This window comes from Bacteroides cutis, assembly GCF_900241005.1.
Classification (GTDB): domain Bacteria; phylum Bacteroidota; class Bacteroidia; order Bacteroidales; family Bacteroidaceae; genus Bacteroides; species Bacteroides cutis.
The window spans coordinates 693,512-714,611 of sequence record NZ_OEST01000001.1 but is presented as its reverse complement, the minus strand read 5'-3'; the positions used below and the strand labels follow the sequence as shown (position 1 = coordinate 714,611).

The 21,100-nt window shown below is 37.1% G+C and carries 20 protein-coding genes; 6 read left to right on the top strand and 14 right to left on the bottom strand.

What is annotated here, in order from left to right; genetic code table 11:
- Positions 1 to 124: 124 nt before the first annotated feature.
- On the top strand, positions 125 to 991 hold the full coding sequence (locus tag C1A09_RS02710; RefSeq protein WP_101542435.1) for a head GIN domain-containing protein: 867 nt from the start codon (positions 125 to 127) through the stop codon (positions 989 to 991).
- Positions 992 to 1,340: 349 nt separating this feature from the next.
- Here C1A09_RS02710 and C1A09_RS02705 read toward each other — a convergent pair whose 3' ends face one another.
- The 6 genes from C1A09_RS02705 to C1A09_RS02680 form a co-directional block, all read right to left on the bottom strand.
- Positions 1,341 to 1,823 (bottom strand): PG0215 family putative anti-sigma factor, encoded by a 483-nt coding sequence (locus tag C1A09_RS02705; protein WP_101542184.1) that lies wholly within the window; start codon positions 1,821 to 1,823, stop codon positions 1,341 to 1,343.
- Positions 1,813 to 2,322 carry a GFO_1088 family ECF-type sigma factor gene (locus C1A09_RS02700; RefSeq protein ID WP_101542183.1) on the bottom strand — a complete coding sequence of 170 codons (510 nt, stop codon included), beginning with the start codon at positions 2,320 to 2,322 and terminating at the stop codon, positions 1,813 to 1,815. Before C1A09_RS02700 ends, C1A09_RS02705 begins: the two co-directional genes overlap by 11 nt.
- 188 nt (positions 2,323 to 2,510) lie before the next feature.
- Entirely contained in the window at positions 2,511 to 3,281 is a 771-nt protein-coding gene (gene argB, locus C1A09_RS02695) for an acetylglutamate kinase (RefSeq protein ID WP_101542182.1), read from the bottom strand.
- A 22-nt stretch (positions 3,282 to 3,303) separates the two neighbouring features.
- Positions 3,304 to 5,196, bottom strand: a complete 1,893-nt coding sequence (speA, locus tag C1A09_RS02690) for a biosynthetic arginine decarboxylase (RefSeq protein ID WP_101542181.1) — start codon at positions 5,194 to 5,196, stop codon at positions 3,304 to 3,306.
- Positions 5,197 to 5,304: 108 nt separating this feature from the next.
- A complete protein-coding gene (locus tag C1A09_RS02685) occupies positions 5,305 to 5,832 on the bottom strand; it encodes a shikimate kinase (protein WP_101542180.1) in 528 nt (175 codons plus the stop codon).
- 74 nt (positions 5,833 to 5,906) lie between these two features.
- Positions 5,907 to 6,509, bottom strand: a complete 603-nt coding sequence (locus C1A09_RS02680; RefSeq protein WP_101542179.1) for a nitroreductase family protein — start codon at positions 6,507 to 6,509, stop codon at positions 5,907 to 5,909.
- Positions 6,510 to 7,428: 919 nt separating this feature from the next.
- Between C1A09_RS02680 and C1A09_RS02670 the strand changes: the two genes are divergently transcribed.
- Positions 7,429 to 8,067, top strand: coding sequence for a ribonuclease H1 domain-containing protein (locus C1A09_RS02670; RefSeq protein ID WP_101542177.1), 639 nt, complete (start codon positions 7,429 to 7,431; stop codon positions 8,065 to 8,067).
- A gap of 38 nt (positions 8,068 to 8,105) precedes the next feature.
- Here C1A09_RS02670 and C1A09_RS02665 read toward each other — a convergent pair whose 3' ends face one another.
- A complete protein-coding gene (locus tag C1A09_RS02665) occupies positions 8,106 to 9,941 on the bottom strand; it encodes an ABC transporter ATP-binding protein (protein WP_101542176.1) in 1,836 nt (611 codons plus the stop codon).
- Between the two features lie 216 nt (positions 9,942 to 10,157).
- A complete protein-coding gene (locus C1A09_RS02660; protein ID WP_101542175.1) occupies positions 10,158 to 11,150 on the bottom strand; it encodes a glycosyltransferase family 2 protein in 993 nt (330 codons plus the stop codon).
- Positions 11,151 to 11,298: 148 nt separating this feature from the next.
- Between C1A09_RS02660 and C1A09_RS02655 the strand changes: the two genes are divergently transcribed.
- Positions 11,299 to 12,069: a family 6 glucosyltransferase gene (locus tag C1A09_RS02655; RefSeq protein ID WP_101542174.1), complete on the top strand. Its 771-nt coding sequence runs from the start codon at positions 11,299 to 11,301 to the stop codon at positions 12,067 to 12,069.
- Here the strand turns inward: C1A09_RS02655 and C1A09_RS02650 are convergent.
- Genes C1A09_RS02650 through C1A09_RS02630 form a run of 5 tightly spaced genes read right to left on the bottom strand, consistent with a single transcriptional unit; the run spans position 12,064 to position 16,847 of the window.
- A complete protein-coding gene (locus C1A09_RS02650; protein ID WP_101542173.1) occupies positions 12,064 to 12,975 on the bottom strand; it encodes an alpha-1,2-fucosyltransferase in 912 nt (303 codons plus the stop codon). The genes C1A09_RS02655 and C1A09_RS02650 overlap by 6 nt on opposite strands.
- Positions 12,976 to 12,978: 3 nt before the next feature.
- Positions 12,979 to 13,947, bottom strand: a complete 969-nt coding sequence (locus C1A09_RS02645) for a glycosyltransferase family 2 protein (RefSeq protein ID WP_101542172.1) — start codon at positions 13,945 to 13,947, stop codon at positions 12,979 to 12,981.
- 4 nt (positions 13,948 to 13,951) lie between these two features.
- Positions 13,952 to 14,779 (bottom strand): glycosyltransferase family A protein, encoded by an 828-nt coding sequence (locus C1A09_RS02640; protein WP_101542171.1) that lies wholly within the window; start codon positions 14,777 to 14,779, stop codon positions 13,952 to 13,954.
- Complete coding sequence (locus C1A09_RS02635) at positions 14,776 to 15,705, bottom strand: glycosyltransferase family 8 protein (protein WP_101542170.1); 930 nt, start codon at positions 15,703 to 15,705, stop codon at positions 14,776 to 14,778. Before C1A09_RS02635 ends, C1A09_RS02640 begins: the two co-directional genes overlap by 4 nt.
- A 26-nt stretch (positions 15,706 to 15,731) precedes the next feature.
- Complete coding sequence (locus tag C1A09_RS02630; protein ID WP_101542169.1) at positions 15,732 to 16,847, bottom strand: glycosyltransferase; 1,116 nt, start codon at positions 16,845 to 16,847, stop codon at positions 15,732 to 15,734.
- 145 nt (positions 16,848 to 16,992) lie between these two features.
- Between C1A09_RS02630 and C1A09_RS02625 the strand changes: the two genes are divergently transcribed.
- Positions 16,993 to 17,871: a beta-1,6-N-acetylglucosaminyltransferase gene (locus C1A09_RS02625; RefSeq protein ID WP_101542434.1), complete on the top strand. Its 879-nt coding sequence runs from the start codon at positions 16,993 to 16,995 to the stop codon at positions 17,869 to 17,871.
- Positions 17,872 to 17,879: 8 nt separating this feature from the next.
- Entirely contained in the window at positions 17,880 to 18,992 is a 1,113-nt protein-coding gene (gene glf, locus C1A09_RS02620) for a UDP-galactopyranose mutase (protein ID WP_101542168.1), read from the top strand.
- A gap of 22 nt (positions 18,993 to 19,014) precedes the next feature.
- On the opposite strand, the gene C1A09_RS02615 is transcribed toward glf, so the two are convergent.
- A complete protein-coding gene (locus tag C1A09_RS02615) occupies positions 19,015 to 20,001 on the bottom strand; it encodes a hypothetical protein (protein WP_101542167.1) in 987 nt (328 codons plus the stop codon).
- Between the two features lie 232 nt (positions 20,002 to 20,233).
- Between C1A09_RS02615 and C1A09_RS02610 the strand changes: the two genes are divergently transcribed.
- On the top strand, positions 20,234 to 21,100 hold the full coding sequence (locus C1A09_RS02610) for a hypothetical protein (RefSeq protein ID WP_145998963.1): 867 nt from the start codon (positions 20,234 to 20,236) through the stop codon (positions 21,098 to 21,100).

The following is a 21,100-nucleotide window of genomic DNA, read 5'->3' as shown; positions in this document are numbered from 1 at the left end:
CAGACAAAAGAACAAAGAATTACCCTAAAAAACGAAAGTTTTCAAAAAAAAGGCACTATACCATGCAACTTTTTAGGAGCATGTTACGTCTAATGATTAAACGATTAACTCAAATAAGATGAATATGAGAACACTAACAGTAATTATTGCACTAACAGTTTTGGCATTCAGCACCATAGCTTGTTCACAAAAATCTAATTACAATACTTCCGGTTTTTTCAATGGGAAAACCGTTAAAGCCAGTAAGAATTATGTTACTAAAGACATTAGAGTAGATAATTTCACTAAAATAAATCTTGCCGGAAGTCCCGATGTCATATACACTCAAAAAAACGGTAAACCTCAGGTAAAGATCTATACCTCGGATAATATCATAAATCTACTGGATGTGAATGTAAAAAACGGTGTACTCAATATCGGTTTTAAGAAAGGAACGAGTGTCTCCTATAATAAACTTGAAATACGTATTTCTTCAGAAACACTAAATGGAGTTTCTATTGCAGGCTCAGGAGATATCGCCCTGACAAATGGTTTAAAAACTGATTTTTTTAAAATGGCCATTGCAGGTTCGGGAGATATAAAAGCAAATAACATTTCCTGTACAAATAATCTTGAAATTTCTGTAGCAGGGTCAGGAGACATTCTTTGTAGTGATATCGCTTGTACTAATCTTAAAGCGTCTGTGGCAGGTTCGGGAGATATAAAATTGAAAAATATTGTTGCAATTAATACTCAGGCATCTGTGGCAGGTTCGGGTACAGCCGAATTAACCGGTACCACTCAAGAAGCGACCTACAGTGTAGCAGGTTCAGGTGACTTGTATGCATCCGATTTTCAAGCAAAACGTGCTTCTGCCAACGTGACGGGATCAGGTGATATCAAATGTCATGTAACCGATTTCCTGAAAGTACGTACTAGTGGTAGTGGAAGTGTAGGCTATAAAGGTAATCCTGAGCTAGATTATCCAAAGAAAGGACTGTATAAACTCTAATGTAAGTTGCATAATCTATAAGATTGATGGCAAACCGAAACAAAATTCTCTCTTTAAAAGCAAATCTATAAATTTTCTAACGTAATTATGAAAGGCTTCCGCGAGGAAGCCTTTTGTTTTCTATACCGATTTAAACAAGAATAACACCCTATGATCAAACGACACTATCACAATTGGAAAAATAAAAGGGACACTGCATCACGCGGCGTCCCATCTATCTTAGTTAGTTTTTTATAAGATTTTGAGAGAATTGAAACTTCACAGCCTCAGTTTGTTTTAATAAAGCACACTAACTATATTTATGTTTAAAGCAAATGAAAATGTTATTTTAAAAAGTAAATGAAAACATCTATTTTTTGATTCCTTTCTCCTTTTCTACACGTTTTAGACTATCCATTATCTGCTTTTCGTGCGTCACGTTGATATCTCCCGAAAGGGCAACCGACGGAGCAGAAATCTGTTTACCGATAGTATCAACTGCAGCGACCTCTTTCACATCCGAAAAAAATGAATGTTGCATCACATTTCCCAATGAAAGTACTACTGCCACTACTGCAGCAGCTTTGAACAATGGCATGAAACGTGCAATCAATGTCATACGTCTTGCCTTGACTACCGGTACCTCAATCTCAGCAAGTACCCGTGCATCAAAATCTTCACTCAATTGTTCTTCTTGCTGAAGTTGTTGATATACAAACAAATCTTTGTAACGAAGCAAATGCTCAGGCACATCGTTTTCCTTAAAAAAAGCACGCAACTGCGCTTCCTCCTCCAAAGAGGTTTCACACTGCCAATAGCGCTCCAAAAGTTGTTCTATATATTTAAAGTCCATAACTTTCTATATTAATAAACTGTTGCTTTACTTTTTGCCGTGCCCTAAAAAGATTCACCTTTACTTGTTCCTCTGTCAAATTCAGGACTACTGCAATCTCTTTATAACTCTTACCTTCAATATCCCGGAGATGAATTACCAACCTTTGTTTCTCAGGAAGTCCATTTATCAACCGATGTATCAATGTCATCCGTTCTTTAGTTACCAACCGTTCGTAAGGGCTCGATGCATCAGCAGCTTGTTCCATATCAGGTGTCAACTCTACGTTCTGGGCATCTTTCTTTTCGCTACGGTCTATCGCCAAATTTCTTGTCACTGTCAAGCAATAGGCTTCTACAGAACCGAACTGCGACCACTCATCACGCTTATTCCACACCCTGACCAACGTTTCTTGTACAACGTCTTCCGCTTCTGCCCTATCAAATGTAATTCTTAGGGCTAACCGAAAGAGTTTATCCTTCAGTGGGAGAATGTCATTACGAAAGCTGATTTCTTGCATCTCTAATTAGTTGACGGTTATGTATACAGAAAGTTACAGGCAAATGCCATTTTTTTAAATTATTTTTAGGAAAGAAATAAAGGGGAAATGATAAAAAAGAGAAATGATGAACGAAGAATTTAGTTACGTTATGCAAACATACCGCAAGGTAATTCTTCATTCTTAGTCCTTCATTAAATTGTCATTTATCACACTATATGCGTTCCTCCTTCTTGTCCGATGGCTGAAGCTAAAGTTATTACGACCTCAGACACTCCGGCATTTATTGCTTCAAATGAGTTTTCCAATTTTGGGATCATCCCGCCTTGGATTACTCCCTCCGCCACATATCGTTTGAACTCCTCGGATGTAATGTGAGGAATAACACTATCATCATCATTTTCATCACGCAGCACACCCTTCTTTTCAAAGCAAAACACCAACGTAACGTCAAATAGTCCGGCCAACGCTTTAGCGGTTTCTCCTGCAATAGTGTCAGCATTCGTATTCAGCATATTTCCATGACCGTCATGTGTCAATGGAGCCATCACAGGCACAATTCCTTTATGTATAAGATCGCCCAGAAAAGCACCATTCACTTCTTTGACGTCTCCGACAAAACCATAATCTACTTCTTTGACAGGACGCTTCATCGAACGAATGACATTCATATCGGCACCAGTCAGTCCAAGGGCATTGACCCCCCGTGCCTGTAAACCTGCCACAATATTTTTATTTACTAACCCGCCATATACCATCGTCACCACTTTCAATGTTTCGGCATCGGTGATACGACGGCCATTTACCATTTTACTTTCAATACCCAACTGAGTAGCCAACTTTGTTGCTGAACGTCCCCCACCGTGTACCAAGACTTTATAACCGTCAATAGTGGCAAAATCATCCAGTAACTTAAGCAGGGTTACTTCTTCTTCTACAATTTTACCCCCTACTTTTATTACAGTAAGTTTCTCTCTCATTATCAATTGCCTATTAAATAAATTATTCCAAATAAGTGTATCCGTACAACCCAGAGCGGTAATTAGATAAAAATTCCTTTCCTTCTTCCAATGAAATACGTCCTTCTTTTACAGACTGTGTCACCCAAGTTTCCAATGTCCGCACAAGTTTTTTAGGACTATATTGTACATAATCAAGTACCTCAGCTACCGTTTCGCCATCAATCACCTGCTCAATGGCATATCCTTTTTCACTCACTGACACGTGTACGGCATTCGTATCACCAAACAGATTATGCATATCGCCCAAGATTTCCTGATATGCACCGACTAAAAATACACCTACATAGTAAGGCTCTTTACTCTTCAAGGAATGCACCGGCAAATAATGCGATACATTCTTAGTTGATATGAAATTAGCAATCTTACCATCCGAATCGCAAGTAATATCCTGCAAAGTAGCTGTCCTTTCAGGTTTCTCATCCAGACGTTGAATAGGCAGAATTGGGAATATTTGGTCTATCGCCCAAGAATCAGGCAAAGACTGAAAAAGTGAAAAGTTACAAAAGTATTTATCTGCCAACAGTTTTGGAAGACCACGAAACTCATCCGGCGCATGTTTCAATCCACCGGCTATCTGGTTCACTTCACGCATAATGGACCAATACAGCCGTTCAATCTTTGCCCGCGTCTGTAAATCCACAATACCATGACTGAAAAGATCAAGTGCCTCTTCACGGATTTGCTGTGCATCATGCCAAGCTTCTAACATTCTATTCTGATTCAACGTATCCCAAATGCCATACAACTCTTGCAAAAGTTCATGGTCGTTTTTCGTCACTTCTTCATCATCGTCCCATTCGGGCAAAGTCGCCGTTTCCAGTACCTCAAAAATTAATACAGAGTGATGTGCCGTCAACGCACGTCCACTTTCCGTAATGATATTTGGATGAGGAATACCGTTTTTATCACTAGCATCGACTAAAGTAGAAATGGAATCATTGACATATTCCTGAATAGAGTAATTCACACTGCCTTCGCTATTGGAAGAACGAGTTCCATCATAATCTACACCTAGACCACCCCCGATATCTACAAATTCCACTTTAAATCCCATGGCATGCAACTGCACATAGAATTGTGAAGCTTCACGCAACGCCGTCTTGATACGACGTATCTTCGTCACCTGACTTCCGATATGGAAATGTATCAATTTCAGACAATCTTGCATACCTTTATCTGCCAGAAAATCGAGTGCTTCGAGTAACTCACTGGAAGACAAGCCAAATTTACTTGCATCACCTCCAGAGTCCTCCCATTTACCACTTCCTGATGAGGCCAACTTAATGCGAATGCCAATATTAGGTTTTACATTTAATTGCTTCGCCATTTTGGCTATCAACTTCAACTCGTTCAATTTTTCTACTACGAGAAAAATACGTTTACCCATTTTCTGGGCAAGCAAAGCAAGTTCTATATAACTTTCATCCTTATATCCATTACAGATAATCAATGAATCAGAATCCATGTTGATGGCAATCACTGCATGTAACTCAGGTTTAGAACCAGCCTCCAATCCGAGATTAAATTTCTTTCCGTGGCTGATAATTTCTTCGACCACAGGACGCATCTGGTTTACTTTAATAGGATAGATTATAAAATTCTCCGCTTTATAACCATACTCTTCGGCAGCCTGCTTGAAACAACAGGAAATTTTCTCAATCCGGTTATCGAGGATATCAGGAAAACGTATCAACATGGGAGCAGTTACATCACGCAATTGTAACTCGTCTACCAATTCTTTTAAATCGACGGCAACTCCATCCTTACGAGGTGTCACCACTACATGACCTTTGTCATTGATACCAAAGTACGAAGTGCCCCAACCTGTTATGTTGTACAGCTCTTCTGAATCTTCAATACGCCATTTTCTCATTTTTCGTTACTCTGCTATTTAGTAGTTTCTATTATAAAAGGGGATAAAAATACATATAAATCTAATATATCATGCTTTTTTTATTGAAAAACGCACATCTACAATGGATTAAAGGCATAATAATGTACGCAACCGTTGTACGGATTCTTCTATCTGCCGATGACTTTCCAGACGTCCGGCATCAAAACGATAATGGGCTTGCGAATAAAAAGGAGAGCGCTTCTCCAAAGCCTCTACAATGAATATACGTAATTCTTCATCTGTCTTTCCTCGCAGGATAGGACGTTGTTGAGTCCCCACTCGCAAACGGTTGAACAACACATCGGGATGTACATCCAGAAAAACCGTATATCCATGCTTATTCATGAATTCCATATTATCAAAGAAACAGGGAGTCCCCCCCCCTGTAGAAATAATAACATCTTCAAATTCTGCCACCTCATGCAGCATATTTCGCTCCAATTCACGGAAAGAGGCCTCTCCCCGCTCAATGAACAATTCACGAATAGATTTGTGAAAACGTTCCTCGATGTACCAGTCCAGATCAATGAATGACACATTCAGTTCGCGGGCAAAAGCCTTTCCTAAAGTTGTTTTACCGGCACCCATATAACCGGTCAAAAAAATACGTATCATAATTGCTTACCGTTTGCAGCCAATTTCATTTTGAGGGCAAAGATAGGCAATTCTATGCTGAGAACACTATCCGATCAGAGGAAAATTTTTATACGTTTACTCAAGTCCTGAAATTCTTTTTCATCTGGTTCGGCCGTTGGTGTACCAAATGGCATTTCAGCAATCAACATCCAACTGTTCGGTAAATTCCACGTACGACGTACCTCCTCGTCAATCAGAGGATTATAATGCTGCAAAGAAGCACCTAAACCGGCATCTTCGAGCATAGTCCAAATGGCAAACTGGTGCATGGCAGAAGTGTGTTGTGACCATGTGGGGAAATTAGTGCTATATGTAGGAAATACATCCTGCAATTTCTTAACTACATCTGTATCCTCAAAATACAGAATAGTACCGTGCCCACAAGCAAAGCAACCATTAATTTTCTCTTCCGTCTTTACAAATGCCTCAGGAGAAATACGTTTCTTCAGAGTCTCTTTCACAATATCCCACATTTTTTTGTGTTCATCTCCCAATAATAATACTATTCGCGTGGATTGTGAATTGAAAGCAGACGGTACAAATTTGACAGCCGTACGAATAATATGTACTACTTCTTCATCCAATACTGGAGAATCACTGCCAATAGAATAATAACTGCGCCGATGTTGCAACGCTTCTGCAAATGTTCTTCTCATATATTCTTCTTTCTATTTCATTATCATAAACTTATCTTTATATAGGAACAAACATACCGGCAGAATTGTTCTTCTCCTCCCAATGTTTAGATAAAAGGACAAAATTCAACGTTCTTATTCCTGAAGTTCTTATAAACAATTAAACTATCTAATAACCCTATAAAATGCTATAACAGGATTGTCAGTAGCAGTATTATATTTACGGAATAATTCAGGATAATCTTTAGGTTCTTTACATAAGGCGTAGTCAATCGTTTCCGGAGTTATAATTCCCCAAAATTTCCCTTTATAAACTCCGTCAATTAATCGGAAAAGCGGGACTGATTTACCTGCTTTATCCGTCAATCTTTTACCACAATATATTTGTTTCTTCTGAACCAAATCATACAATATAGATTGTAGAAAACCACTTTTAGAAAATTGGAAATAAAGAAGACTATCACACTGATATATACATCCCAACCCTATAGAATAATTAGACTTTACCAATTCCCACTAAATTAGAATTCTGTCTCAGTAGCAAGTGTACAAACACAGCCATAAAACAAACTGTAACTCCAATAATAATTTTCTTTTTCACGACACAATTTTTAAATAAAATATTTAGATTGTAGAATCTGATAATATTCAATAGTAAATTGGGAAATTTCTTGTTAGTAATAACATTGGTTCATCATATATAAAAAAGATTCCAATTCATACCGCTAACCAATTAAACTCAATGATACAAAATAAACGAATAATCAATCTTTAACCAAAACTTAAGGCTGACAAAGTCTGACAATGGATATTTTCCAACCTTCAACAAATCTTTTTATTACAGTAAATTCATACCTTTTTCCGATGAAATGGGGTAAAATCAAACAAGACGAAAAGTTGTTCTGTTTTGCAAAATTTATTTGTAACTTTGAGGCTAATTATGAAGAAAGAGAAATATTACGTCGTTTGGGCAGGCTTTTCACCCGGTATTTATGATACTTGGACCGCATGCCAACTGCAAACCAAAGGGTACAATGGTGCGAAATACAAATCATTTGACACTCTTGAGGAAGCACAAAACGCATTTGTCTGTTCTCCTTATGCATATTTAGGGAAAAACACCACCTCAAGCACCAAAGCATCCAGTTCCAATGGAACAAGAATTTCTTCCGTCAATGTCGTAGAAAATAGCTTGGCGGTAGACGCCGCTTGTAGCGGAAATCCGGGAGCGATGGAATATCAGGGCGTACACGTAGCAAGTCGTCAACAGATTTTCCATTTCGGTCCTATGTATGGCACCAATAATATCGGTGAATTCTTAGCCATCGTACACGGTCTTGCTTTGTTAAAGCAGAAAGGATTTGATATGCCCATATACAGTGACAGCGTGAACGCCATCAATTGGGTTAAACAGAAAAAGTGCAAAACCAAACTGCCACGTGATGCCAAAACCGAAGCACTTTTTCAGTTGATAGAACGTGCTGAAAAGTGGTTACGAGAAAACTCCTACAGCACACCTGTCTTAAAATGGGAAACCAAACAATGGGGTGAAATTCCAGCTGACTTCGGACGAAAATAAATCCGATGAGGACATCCTTTTCTCCCGACTTACCTTCATCAACCCAACGATTGCATATCATTCAATCTTTTGTAATAGCCATTCTTCTCCAAGAGTTCTTCATGTTTGCCACGCTCCACAATTTTACCCTCATACAACACACATATTTCATCAGCATTCTTGATCGTAGAAAGACGATGGGCAATAGCAATCGTGGTACGCGTTCTCATCAAACGTTCCAAAGCCTCCTGTACCAAGCGTTCCGATTCCGTATCGAGTGCCGATGTAGCCTCATCCAGAATTAATATCGGCGGATTTTTCAAGATGGCCCGTGCAATACTGACCCGTTGACGCTGACCTCCGGACAACTTACCACCACGGTCACCGATTGTCGTGTCATAACCTTGTTCCGTCTCCATAATAAAATCATGCGCATTAGCAATCTTAGCCGCTTCAATCACCTGTTCCATGGTAGCATTCTCCACACCGAAAGCTATGTTATTGAAGAATGAATCGTTAAACAGGATAGCCTCCTGATTGACATTACCAATCAAGCCACGCAAATCGGATACCTTCACATCCTTAATGTTGATGCCGTCAATCGTAATAGCACCCTGTTGTACATCGTGATAGCGCGGCAACAAATCTACCAACGTCGATTTTCCCGACCCAGACTGTCCCACCAATGCTATAGTTTTTCCTTTCGGCACCGTCAGATTTACATGGTGAAGTACCTCACGTGTACCGTAACTGAAAGAAATATCCTTGAATTCGATCTTATCTTTCATTATCTTTAAAGGTACAGGATTGGTAGACTCTTTAATCGGATTTTCAGCCTTCAAGATCTTATCCACACGCTCCATGGAAGCCAAACCTTTCGGAATATTATATCCAGCCTTTGCAAAATCTTTCAGAGGATTGATGATACTATACAAGATAACCATATAAAATATAAATGTCGGCGCTTCAATCGAAGAATTCTCTCCCAAAATCAGCATACCTCCAAACCATAGCACCAATACGATCAGTAATGTCCCCAGGAACTCACTCATCGGATGTGCCAACGCCTGACGCATAGCCACCCTATTATTAGCATCCCGCACTTCATTACTACACTTCACAAAACGGTTAATCATTTTATCTTCTGCAATGAATGCCTTGATGATACGCAATCCACCTAAAGTCTCTTCCAGCTGAGACATGGTATCACTCCACTTGCTCTGAGCATCCAACGATTGGCGTTTCAGTTTCTTTCCAACCTTTCCCATCAACCATCCCATGCCCGGAAGTACTAAAAGAGTAAACAATGTCAATTGCCAACTCGTAATAAGCAATGTCGCAAAATAAAGGATAATCAAAATCGGATTCTTCATCAACATATCCAGCGAACTTGTGATAGAATTCTCAATCTCACCCACATCACCACTCATACGGGCTATAATATCACCTTTTCTCTCTTCCGAGAAGAAGCCTAGCGGTAAGCGCAGCACCTTGGAATACACCATGATACGAATATCACGCACAACTCCTGTACGCAAAGGAATCATCACCGCCGAAGAAGCAAAGTAACAACCGGTCTTCAGCATAGTCATAAAAGCCAAGAATAATCCCATAAACAACAAGGTCGTAGCCGGACCATAAATCTCAATCAACTGAGTGACATAATAGTAGAAATTATTCACAGCTACATCTTTCAAACTGGCACTTCCCCACTCCATATAATGATATACCGCATCATTTGCTCCCGTTTTAAAAAGGATATTCAAAATAGGAATTAATAAAGTAAACGAGAAGACATTGAATACAGCGGATAAAATATTAAGCAAAACAGCCCAACCTATGTATTTTTTATAGGGCGACACAAAACGCCGCATCAATTGTATGAATTCCTTCATTGCTCGTGATTAAGTGAATTAAGAGTTTGCAAAGATAAAGGAAAACTATTGAATAAGAAAGAGTTCACTACCTAAAAGAAGTTATTATTGATTTTATAAAACATACAGATATACAGTAATACTCAGGAGTGATACATATACACTTCAATCGATAACTATCCATGTTATATTGACACAAGATTATTTCGTTTGGAAAAGTACTTGGTTTAAAACCCATCAAATAAGCAGTAACATTCCTTTTATCACATAATATTTTAATTTAAGAAAACTCAACACAGGAGATTTCTTGTACAGCCGGACAAGTTTAAAGAGCCTTCCGTATAGTTTTTCCGACAATTGCGGATATTTATCTATCGCACAAACAACTCGCCTTACATCTGAAAAAGTCCTCTCAAACCTTTTTCGCCGAATACTAACTTGAGCTGTTTCTATATGCAAAATAGCAAACTTCTCTTCAAATCGGTTCCAATATCCATATTTCTGTACATAATCTTCAATCCAGAGTTGATAAGCTCTATAATCATTATGTCGTTTACAGGCAATTTCCTGACGATAGGATATTGAATAAGGATTAATATTATAATTAACTGTCGTTTTATTTAATGCCACGATCTTAGGATCATGAAATAAAAGTTGTGTCATCCAAATGGCATCTTCACCAAAATTAATACCGGATACAATTTCTACTCCGTAATCATAGAATAATGTCCGCTTTTGAAAATGAGACCACAGGCACCAATATCCTCTACCATCCAATATCTCCCCAAAATAAGATATGCCATTCATCTCATCGAAAGCCAAATAGACAGATCTTTCTTTCTCAGCCTGTGGACGACAAAAATAAAAAGAGGCAACCACGATGTCAGCCTGTGATTTTTCCGCACATTCCACCAAATCAGCCAATGCATCGGGCAATAATGTATCATCTCCATCCAGATACTGCACATATTTACCTTTTGCAATATCCAATCCATTTTTACGTGCCCATGCAGCTCCTTGATTTTCTTGTTCAATAATAGTAATATGCGGATAATCATGAAAACATCTGCGTACCACCTCTATAGTTCCATCTGTACTTCCATCATTCACAAGTATAATTTCTTTATTATCATACTCCTGCTCTATCACACTACGCACACATTGTTCTATATAATGTTCAACGTTATAGACAGGAATTATAACTGATACCAGAGGTTTAGAAAAAGCCATAAACTTTATATTATTAATCAGACAAAATTGAAATACAAAATTATATGATTAATTTCATTAAAGACAGTCAAAACAATAAATAATAGTAAAAGTTATCCAATCTCATAAGTTCTTTCTAATTTTGCTCAATCAATAAAATATAATATGTATGAAAATTGGTATACTCTATATCTGTACCGGCAAATATGACATCTTTTGGAAGGATTTTTATTTAAGTTCAGAAAGTCACTTTTTCTCAGACGATCCTAATTGTATACGCGAGTATTATGTATTTACAGATAGCAAACTTTTATTTGGAGAAAAAGAGAACCAACATATACATCGGATTTATCAAAAAAACTTAGGATGGCCCAACAATACGCTGAAAAGATTTCATATTTTCTTGGAAATCAAAGAGCGATTACTCAAAGAGACAGATTATTTGTTTTTTTGCAATGCAAATCTCCTTTTCAAACAAACTGTAGGTCTTGAAATATTACCACCTGCTATCGGCAATGGTTTGGTAGGTACCCTACATCCCGGTTTTTTCAACAAAAATAATAATGAATTTACATACGAACGTTCCCCGCATTCTACCGCCTATATAGCCGAAGGAGAGGGAATATATTACTATGCAGGAGGATTTTCGGGAGGCAAGACAAAAGAATATATCAAACTATGTGAAACCATTAAAAGAAGAATAGACCAGGATCTTCAACAAAGGTTCATCGCCGTATGGCACGACGAGTCACATATAAACCGTTATTTTCTGGAAAATCCTCCTACTACATTGTCACCGTCTTACCTTTATCCAGAAGGTAGCATACTACCATTTGAGGAGAAAATCATGATACGAGATAAAAGTAAGAAAGAATATGGTGGCCATAAGTTTCTCAGAAAAAAAGATTCATGGCTACACCGTTTAATCAAGAAACTATAGGAAAACAGTATTTTGTAACAACTCTTTGTAACGATATTCCAGTTTATCATCACAAAGTATCACTACTTTTTCCGGACTATCCTGCAATAACGCACCATATTTACCTAATGTACCTTTACTAGTTATCTGATGCTTACAATGAGCTATCAGAAATAAATCCATATAACCCCTATCGGAACCATTTATGTCCACTACCTTACATTCATCAGTAGAAAGCTTCAAATAGGGTATAAGTTCATCAGCCACCCATTCCGGTTCATCCGAGAAGAAGAAAAAAAATGAATTCTCAAACTTTCTTATAAAATAATCAACCGCTCTTTTATAATATTCTAAAGTAGGAGGCATACCATAATCATATTGTTCCACTTTCAAGTCCCCCCTACGAACATGTACCCCTACAGAGTAAGGTTGGGAATCTATTTCATTACACATCCGCATATTATCTGCATCAAGTACCCCCGAAGTCATTCTGAAAAGAAAATGAAAAGCCGGTAACCACACATCAGCAGGAAGAAGATAATATCCTCCTAAATAAACGGGCGGCACTTTCTCCAAAAACGAAAAATCATCAATTCTTGCCGTCGTATTGTTTCCTATATAATGATATTTCCGTCTATACACCCCTATTTCTGTTGGAGATGCCACATTAAACTCCAAGTAAGGGAAAGCTTTCAACAAATCAAAATTACGTACAAACTTACGGTCTTTGTCTAGTCCTAATTCATCATAAAATGATAAATCATAGACTACTTTGTATCCACATCCCGCATATAATTGCCCTAATAAATACTGGTGCATCTGCGAGCAAACTCCACCATCTATCAGAACCACAATCTTAGGAGCTATCAACCCGCCCTCCAACAATCTTCTATAAATACTTTCTTTCCATTTCCTAAATATCTTCATAACCTACTTTTTTCTTCGATAACTTTTCAGTTTTTGATACCCTAACCAATGTGAAAACCTATATAAAGCTACAAGTCTACGTTCTCTTCTTGTCAACGCCTTAGAGAATTCAGGATAAAGCTTGATATTGGCAATAAGGTTTCTCATCTCCTTATCAACATCTTCTATCTTTCTCCAACCAAATTGTGTTTGAACAGCTTTCAGATGAAAAAAGGCAATTTCTTTCTTTAAGACATCTACCAATCCTTTCGTCCGCATAAAATCGTTAAACCATTTCACGTACCCTTTAAAGTCTTCATATTTAACATCATCAAAATTATCAGAATGAGACATCGATGATGAAGTAAAATTATAATCAACTACCTCTTGATAAATCGGTACTACTTTTCTTGCATAAAAAAGTAATTGAGTGGAAAGAATGACATCTTCACCCAACGAAATATCAGGACGTTCTATAGGGTTTTGATATAGAGAACGTAAATGAAATTTGGACCATACACACCAATGTGCTTTCCACATCATCACGTTTCTTAGATAATCTATACCAGACAATTCATCAAAAATAAAAAACAAGGATTTCTGTAAAGTTCCATCCCCACAATAAAAGAAAGGAGCCACCACTATATCTGCATTTGTCTCTTCCGCTTTTTTCACCAAATGCTCTATTGCCCCTTCACGTAAGATATCATCACTATCCAAATATTGAATGTATTTTCCACTGGCAACTTCCACACCGGCGTACCGTGCCTGTACTAAACCTTCATTAGCCGATTTATCAATCAAAACGATACGAGGATCCCGAATAACATAACCTTCTATAATACTTTTGCTGTCATCACTACTACCATCATTTACAACAATAATCTCTAGATTAGAATAACTCTGGGTGGTGACACTTTTGATACAAGTATCCAGTGTTTTCTCACTATTATAGGCTGGTATCACAACAGATACCAAAGGTGTAACTTCCATTTTGCTATTTCTTTATATATCTATGATAAAGTCTTTTATACCATTTATTTTTACTTCGTTCCCGACGTTCTTTGAACCAACTCAAGTCATGCAAAGCCGTTAAAATTCCTCCATAATAAGAAATATACAGTTCTTGGTGTTTAGAGTACATATAAGCTTCTATCTGAGTTGCCGTCTCTTTTTGTGAAGCCAAAATAGTCATAGAACATTCCTTAGTACGATAATAAAATAGAGGCTGAGGTATTTGATACACTAGACTATGTTCATCTAGGAGACGGATAAAAAACTCCCAATCTTCATATCCCTTTCGCATGTTTTCATCATAACCACCAATTCTCAACCAATCGTTTTTTCTAAAAATTGATGAGCAAAAGAAAGCATTCCTTACAAGAAGGTTTCGGTATCCCCTATACCTTAAATCCCACGGTTCATTTATTTTTCCAAACATAACCCCAAGACAATAAACCACTTTCAACCGTGGATTTTTCTCGAAAGCTTTCATCGCTTCTTCAAGATATTCAGGTTTTATGATATCATCAGAATCCAAAGGCAAGATAAATTCTCCCTGAGCTTGTTCAATTCCCCTATTTCTAGCTGCCGGTAAACCTGCATTTTCCTGATACACATAATGAATTCGAGAATCCATTAACATATATTCCCGGGCAACAACTTCCGTATCATCCAGAGAACCATCATTCACTATTATAATCTCCCAATGTTTGTACGTTTGTGACAGTACAGAGTCCAATGTATCAGGTAAAAATACTGCCTGATTATAACATGGAACTACAATGGAAACAAGTGTATATCCCTTATCCCTCATTTTACTCATGCTAATTTATAAAATCTGTGTCCCTTAACTCCCAATCTAAGTAACAACTTAAAATAGAACTCATCATAATGAGCCAGCATCCTTTCAGGAAAAGAAGGTTTATAAGTCGAAAAAAGAGTAATTTTATTTAAATAGAAAAAGTACTTTAACCGCAAAGGATGTCTGCATGATTTCTCCCAAGGCTTCGGCTTCCATGAATAATGTATAATTACCGGATTGAAAAGAACTTTTTTCATTTCTTTTGAATTCATTTTTCGCCACTTTTTAATGACATAATAATGATAAAAAGCCTCTTCTGTATTCCACTTCCGAGAAACATGTTTACACTTATCATGTAACAACGCATTCAACACATCTTGGTCATGTGTCTTCAGTTTGTCAGAATGTGAAGACATATACTCCAAGAAAGCATTAGTCAGATTATTATCCCGCCAATACTTCAAGTTTACCAATAAGACCCCGGCATTAAAATAGCCATATTTCGCATCATACCCCAATCTCTCAAAAACATCCGGAGCACAACTATTCAGTTCATCTACAGCCGCTAAAGCATAATTGTCTAACAGCATCCCCCAAAATTCCTCCAAAGAACCGTCTACAACCAAATCACAATCCAAATATAAAACTCTATCTAAATTATCAGGCAACAATCTAGCCATAAGCAATCTGTGATAAATTGCCATTGTATAATATCCCATATTTTTCATGGAACAAGAGCCAAACTCAGAAGAATCTACTTGATAATAATAGAATATGCCTTGATAAGATTCAACCAAATTCCTTATGATATTCTGATTTTCAGGAGCCATCTTTTCTGAAAATAAATGGACTGAATGCTTACCTCTCCTGTTATTATCAAAAAAAGATACCAGCATGCAACAACATTGCTGAACATAATTATTATCTATGGTACATAAAATATCCATAATGTAAGAATTAAAACTTTTAATTATCAATCAAACAACTCATAGACTTTCCGCATCACCTCATCCGCTTTAAAAATTTCAGAATGCAAAATAGCTTTCTTTGCATACTGCTGTCTCAATTGCTTGTCATTTATCAGCTTTTTTAACCCTTGATATATAGAATCATCGTCATACCCAACCAATACACCATATTCACCCCCATCCAATAACTCAACAGCACCAGCCGTAGGAGTGGCTACTACAGGAATACCTAAACACATCGCTTCGCAAATAACCAATGAAAAGCCCTCAGACCGAGAAGTGCTGACATATATATCCGATTCTTTCAAATAAGGATATGGATTACTCATAAAACCTAAAAAAGAAACGATATCTTGTACACCCAACTCACAACACTGCTTTTTCAACTGTTTTTCTTCCCCTCCTTCTCCTATTATCTGAAAATGAATGTGATAACCTTCTTCCTGAAAGCGTTTTGCAATACGAATTATACGATCAAAAGCCTTCACCGAATTTAATGTACCTATAGAAGTCACTGTAAAACAAGGATGTTTTATATTTTCCTCTGCCGCTAAACTTTGAATACGAACCGCATCCACAATATTATAAATGCAAGCTGAAAAAACAGATATTTGAAACTTTTCGAAGAAGTTTTTCATTGCCCGTTGAGACACGAACACCACTTTATCCATGTGGGCATAACAATCCTTTTCCGATCGGAAATTCGGAAAGGCAGATGTAGTCCAATGATAATTCAACAAATCACAGTGAACCCATGTTACATTAGTCTTCCCTTGTCGCCTTATCAAGTTATGCAAAAGCAATGAACGCCCCTCCAGAAAAGAAATTATAACATCATAATACTCTGTGACTTTTCTTTTCAACTGATACTTTAGCATATATGAAAAATGAAACCTTTTATAATATCTAAACGCTTTACGGCAAAGTGAATGATTCTCTTTGTATAGAGCAATCAAAGTTACTTTTTCTGGGATATTATTTAGGTAAATTCCTTCCAGATAGCCCACACAGAGAGAAACATCATAGCGGGTATAATCAAAACGCTCCAGTAGATCTATCAAAGCCTTTTCCGCTCCTCCCCCTCTTAGGTTCTCAATTATAAACAGAATTTTCTTTCTCACAACAATAATATATACGAATTTTGCAAATATAGACTAAAAAAATGAATAGATTGAGTATTGTTTTAAAAATATAGAGTACCTTTGTAATTATCAACCTAAACTGAGCTTTTTGAATGTACTAATGTGTCTTAAAAAACAGAGTATGATAAAGCATGCTTATTTAATCATTGCCCATAATGACTATCCTGTATTGGAAGCTCTTCTATCAATGCTTGATGACGAGCGGAATGACATTTATCTATATATAGATAAGCGTTCCTACTCGTTGCGGAAACAAGCGGAAGCTTTTCAAACAAAAAAAGCCGGCTTTTATATTATTAAAGATCCCATCAAACTGTATTGGGGTGACGTTAGTTTGGTAAAAGCGGAATTTACCCTTATGGAAACAGCGGTAGATAATGGAGATTATGCATATTTTCATCTTTTGTCTGGAGCTGATCTAGCTATCAAAAGTCAAGACTATATCCATTCTTTCTTTCAAAAAAACGCAGGAAAAGAATTCGTCAATTTCTGGCAAGGGCCAGAACAACAAAGAGATTTGGAGCGTAAAATTTTCCGGTATTATATTTTTACTAAAAGTATGAAACGCAGTAACAACAAGTGGCATACCATTACAGCCCCATGTCATAACTTGCTGTTAATTACTCAGAAGCTTATCCATTTCCGCAGAAAATGTGAAGTGGACTTTAAAAAAGGCTCTCAATGGTTCAGTATTACCAAAGATTTCTGCCAATACCTCATTAAACAAAAAGAATTTGTACTCAAACGGTTTAAGTACACTTTATGCCCTGATGAGATATTTGTACAAACCATTTTATGGAATTCTCCCTTCAAAGCCAATATTTACAGCCTCGACGAAGACCATGGAAATATGCGCTTAATAGACTGGAAGAGAGGAGCCCCCTATAATTGGCAGAAAGGAGACTTTGAAGAAATATCCCACTCAGACGAATTGTTTGCCCGTAAGTTCAGTTCCGACCAACAGGAACTGATTAATCGGATAGTAGCAATATATTCAAAGTAAAAAGAAGTATGAAACAATACGATTATCTAATTGTCGGCAGTGGCTTATTTGGAGCTGTATTTGCACACGAAGCGCATAAAACCGGAAAGCGGTGTCTTGTTGTAGAAAAGCGTTTGCACACAGGTGGAAATATTTACTGTGAAGAAATAGATGATATACATGTCCACAAATATGGCGCCCACATATTCCATACTGATAATAAGGAAGTATGGCAGTATGTAAACCATTTTGTCGAGTTTAATCGTTACATTAATTCACCGATAGCTAATTATGAAGGAAAGTTATATAACCTTCCTTTTAATATGAATACCTTTTATCAGCTTTGGGGAGTACGTACTCCTGATGAAGCCAGAGCCAAGATAAAAGAGCAGTGCAAAGAATACGAATACATCACCAATCCCCGGAATCTGGAAGAACAAGCCCTTAAACTTTGTGGAAAAGATATCTATCAACGCTTGATAAAGGGATATACAGAAAAACAATGGGGACGTGCGGCAACAGAACTTCCGGCTTTTATTATTAAACGTATTCCTTTCCGTTTCGTTTTCGACAACAATTATTTCAACGACCCATATCAGGGTATTCCTATCGGAGGGTATAATCGCCTTATTAACGCTTTATTAGAGGGCATTGAAATCCGTATAGGGGTAGATTATATAAAACACCGTCAAGAATTGGATGCTTTAGCCGAAAAGGTTCTTTACACAGGTTGTATAGATGAGTACTTTAGTTACGTTTGTGGATCTTTGGAATATCGCAGCCTGCGCTTTGAGCATAAGCGCTTAAAAGATACCGATGATTTCCAAGGAAATGCAGTTGTAAATTATACAGCACGCGAAATTCCTTATACCCGTATCATTGAGCACAAGCATTTTGAATTTGGCAAGCAACCCTCAACAGTCATCACCTATGAATATCCTGATGACTTTGAAAAGGGGAAAGAGCCCTATTATCCTGTAAATGACGAAACCAATACTAAAATATTCAAAAAGTATCAAGAACTTGCACAAAAAGAGAAAAACGTATTATTCGGAGGGAGATTGGCCCAATATACATACGCCGATATGGATGATACGATAACGGAGGCATTGAAATTATGGACAACTGAACTATATCAGTAAAATCATTCTCGCACGAAAGAATTTAGAAAACAATTTCTTCATAAGGAGCATTATTAATTTTTGCTGCTCTTTTAGCAAAACCACTACGATACATGTCCCCTGTCTGAAGAAGGTATATTTTCTCTGCTTTCGACAACATAAGTAAATCTATAAAAGACTTCATATAGACTTCATATTCGGCTTCTGAAGTATAATCCATGTGAACTACTTTTCCCGGGATGATTGAGACATAATTTTTCTGTTTCTTTATAGTCTCCAAGAAAGTAATACTATCAGAAGTAACTAATATCTTTTGTCCAGAATGATATAAGACATAAAGTTCTTCCACTTTATTTATACATTTCTCAATTAATTCTTTTTGTTTTCGTACAGATAAAATTTGATAACCATCTTCTTTAAAATCTCCTAACAGTTGTTGAAACCTAAAAACCATCGCGATATATGGTTCACTAATATGAGTGACTTGAACAGAAAGAGCCTCTTGTAATCGGAATGTAGGTCTAAACAAATCTGAGAAGTTTTGCGAAAACCGACTATCTGCAAAAAGAGCATTTGAGTAAATATGCAGTTGTCGTTCAGGATACTTAGAAATCAAATGGTTCAAATACAAACGATGTAATTTGTTCGGTAAGAGTTTCACCTGAAGTAATACCGGTAATGCCTCTTCAGGATGGTATGAAATTTGTTTGTCCGTAATTCGCCAATCATATCGGTTAGGTTCAAAATAGTCTTCCAATTTAAACGGATAAACATAATGCAGATAAAAAGGTATACCCTTTTCCTTACAATAATCATAAACCGTTACAATTCCCCTGATGCGATCTGCGAGCCCCCCATGCACGCATCTCCCATCTACCATCATCACAATCTGCAATGCCTCAATACCTATTTTTTTTATACTCGTATAATGCAAGTCCAACATTTTTCTTTCTTCTTCATGAAAACCTCCGGACAATCTGTAGACTCTAATCACTCCCTCTACAAACTTTATAATTTTACGAATATTCATTACTTAATTAACCTTTAAGTGTTTTTTAAACGTTCGTTTAAAAAACATACTTTTCCTTTACCTCCCGAGATGTATAATCGTCTATATTTATAACCATCAGAGATTAGTCTACAATAAGAATAAATACCGTTTTACCATAAATACCGAAAAAAGGCTGTAAGTTTTTTTTGGATATAAAAATAACTTATATCTTTGCGTCTATTAAACGAACGTTTAAAAAACGCCATAACACATGTGTAAAACAGCCCTTTTAATCATATACAACCACCGATACGACCAGAATATAGGTCGTCTTGAAAACATATACAGAAACCGCTTTTCACACATATTCCATATTGTCCCGTTTTATGACGGCAATCTGCCGAATGTAATTCCTGTTTACGAGTCCTCCTATTACTTTTCGGGATACCTGAGCCAAGCATATACGCATCTCAAGCCAATGGGATTTACACATTTCTTTGTAGTTGCCGACGATATGATTATCAATCCCATTCTAAATGAAAGAAATCTATTGAGTGAAATGGGACTGGCAGAAGACGAATGTTACATAGATTATATCATAAAAATGCAGGAACTGGACCATCCATGGCGGCAAACCGAAGCGATGAAATACGTTGTGAAACAACGTGGCGTAGAAGTCTGCAACATCCTGCCTGCCATAGATGAAGCCAAAGCACAATTTGATAAATACAATATACCTTATTCTCCCATCCCGCTAAGGCCTTTGATAGAAAGGCACTTTAAATATATCTTCAAGTACATGCGACACTTCCACAGAAGATGTTTGGATTACCCCCTTGTAGGTGGATATGCGGATATATTGGTACTCACGAGTGATATGATGGACAAATTTACGCTTTATTGCGGTGCCTTTGCCGCTACAAGCTTATTCGTAGAATTTGCAATCCCTACAGCTCTGGTACTCTCCACAGACAAGCTAAAATTTACAACAGACCTGAAAATGAAATCAGGAGTCATGTGGCCTCCCCAGGATAAAATCTTTGCAGAAAAGTATAATTATAGCTTGTCCAAACTGGTAGAGAATTACCCCCAAGACACCTTATACTTCCATCCTGTAAAACTTTCAAAATGGAAATAA

What these genes read in the sequence shown, in the direction of transcription:
- C1A09_RS02710 (WP_101542435.1), top strand. Translation starts at nt 125, where the DNA reads ATGAGAACACTAACAGTAATTATTGCACTAACAGTTTTGGCATTCAGC.
- C1A09_RS02705 (WP_101542184.1), bottom strand. Translation starts at nt 1,823, where the DNA reads ATGGACTTTAAATATATAGAACAACTTTTGGAGCGCTATTGGCAGTGT.
- C1A09_RS02700 (WP_101542183.1), bottom strand. Translation starts at nt 2,322, where the DNA reads ATGCAAGAAATCAGCTTTCGTAATGACATTCTCCCACTGAAGGATAAA.
- argB (WP_101542182.1), bottom strand. Translation starts at nt 3,281, where the DNA reads ATGAGAGAGAAACTTACTGTAATAAAAGTAGGGGGTAAAATTGTAGAA.
- speA (WP_101542181.1), bottom strand. Translation starts at nt 5,196, where the DNA reads ATGAGAAAATGGCGTATTGAAGATTCAGAAGAGCTGTACAACATAACA.
- C1A09_RS02685 (WP_101542180.1), bottom strand. Translation starts at nt 5,832, where the DNA reads ATGATACGTATTTTTTTGACCGGTTATATGGGTGCCGGTAAAACAACT.
- C1A09_RS02680 (WP_101542179.1), bottom strand. Translation starts at nt 6,509, where the DNA reads ATGAGAAGAACATTTGCAGAAGCGTTGCAACATCGGCGCAGTTATTAT.
- C1A09_RS02670 (WP_101542177.1), top strand. Translation starts at nt 7,429, where the DNA reads ATGAAGAAAGAGAAATATTACGTCGTTTGGGCAGGCTTTTCACCCGGT.
- C1A09_RS02665 (WP_101542176.1), bottom strand. Translation starts at nt 9,941, where the DNA reads ATGAAGGAATTCATACAATTGATGCGGCGTTTTGTGTCGCCCTATAAA.
- C1A09_RS02660 (WP_101542175.1), bottom strand. Translation starts at nt 11,150, where the DNA reads ATGGCTTTTTCTAAACCTCTGGTATCAGTTATAATTCCTGTCTATAAC.
- C1A09_RS02655 (WP_101542174.1), top strand. Translation starts at nt 11,299, where the DNA reads ATGAAAATTGGTATACTCTATATCTGTACCGGCAAATATGACATCTTT.
- C1A09_RS02650 (WP_101542173.1), bottom strand. Translation starts at nt 12,975, where the DNA reads ATGAAGATATTTAGGAAATGGAAAGAAAGTATTTATAGAAGATTGTTG.
- C1A09_RS02645 (WP_101542172.1), bottom strand. Translation starts at nt 13,947, where the DNA reads ATGGAAGTTACACCTTTGGTATCTGTTGTGATACCAGCCTATAATAGT.
- C1A09_RS02640 (WP_101542171.1), bottom strand. Translation starts at nt 14,779, where the DNA reads ATGAGTAAAATGAGGGATAAGGGATATACACTTGTTTCCATTGTAGTT.
- C1A09_RS02635 (WP_101542170.1), bottom strand. Translation starts at nt 15,705, where the DNA reads ATGGATATTTTATGTACCATAGATAATAATTATGTTCAGCAATGTTGT.
- glf (WP_101542168.1), top strand. Translation starts at nt 17,880, where the DNA reads ATGAAACAATACGATTATCTAATTGTCGGCAGTGGCTTATTTGGAGCT.
- C1A09_RS02615 (WP_101542167.1), bottom strand. Translation starts at nt 20,001, where the DNA reads ATGAATATTCGTAAAATTATAAAGTTTGTAGAGGGAGTGATTAGAGTC.
- C1A09_RS02610 (WP_145998963.1), top strand. Translation starts at nt 20,234, where the DNA reads ATGTGTAAAACAGCCCTTTTAATCATATACAACCACCGATACGACCAG.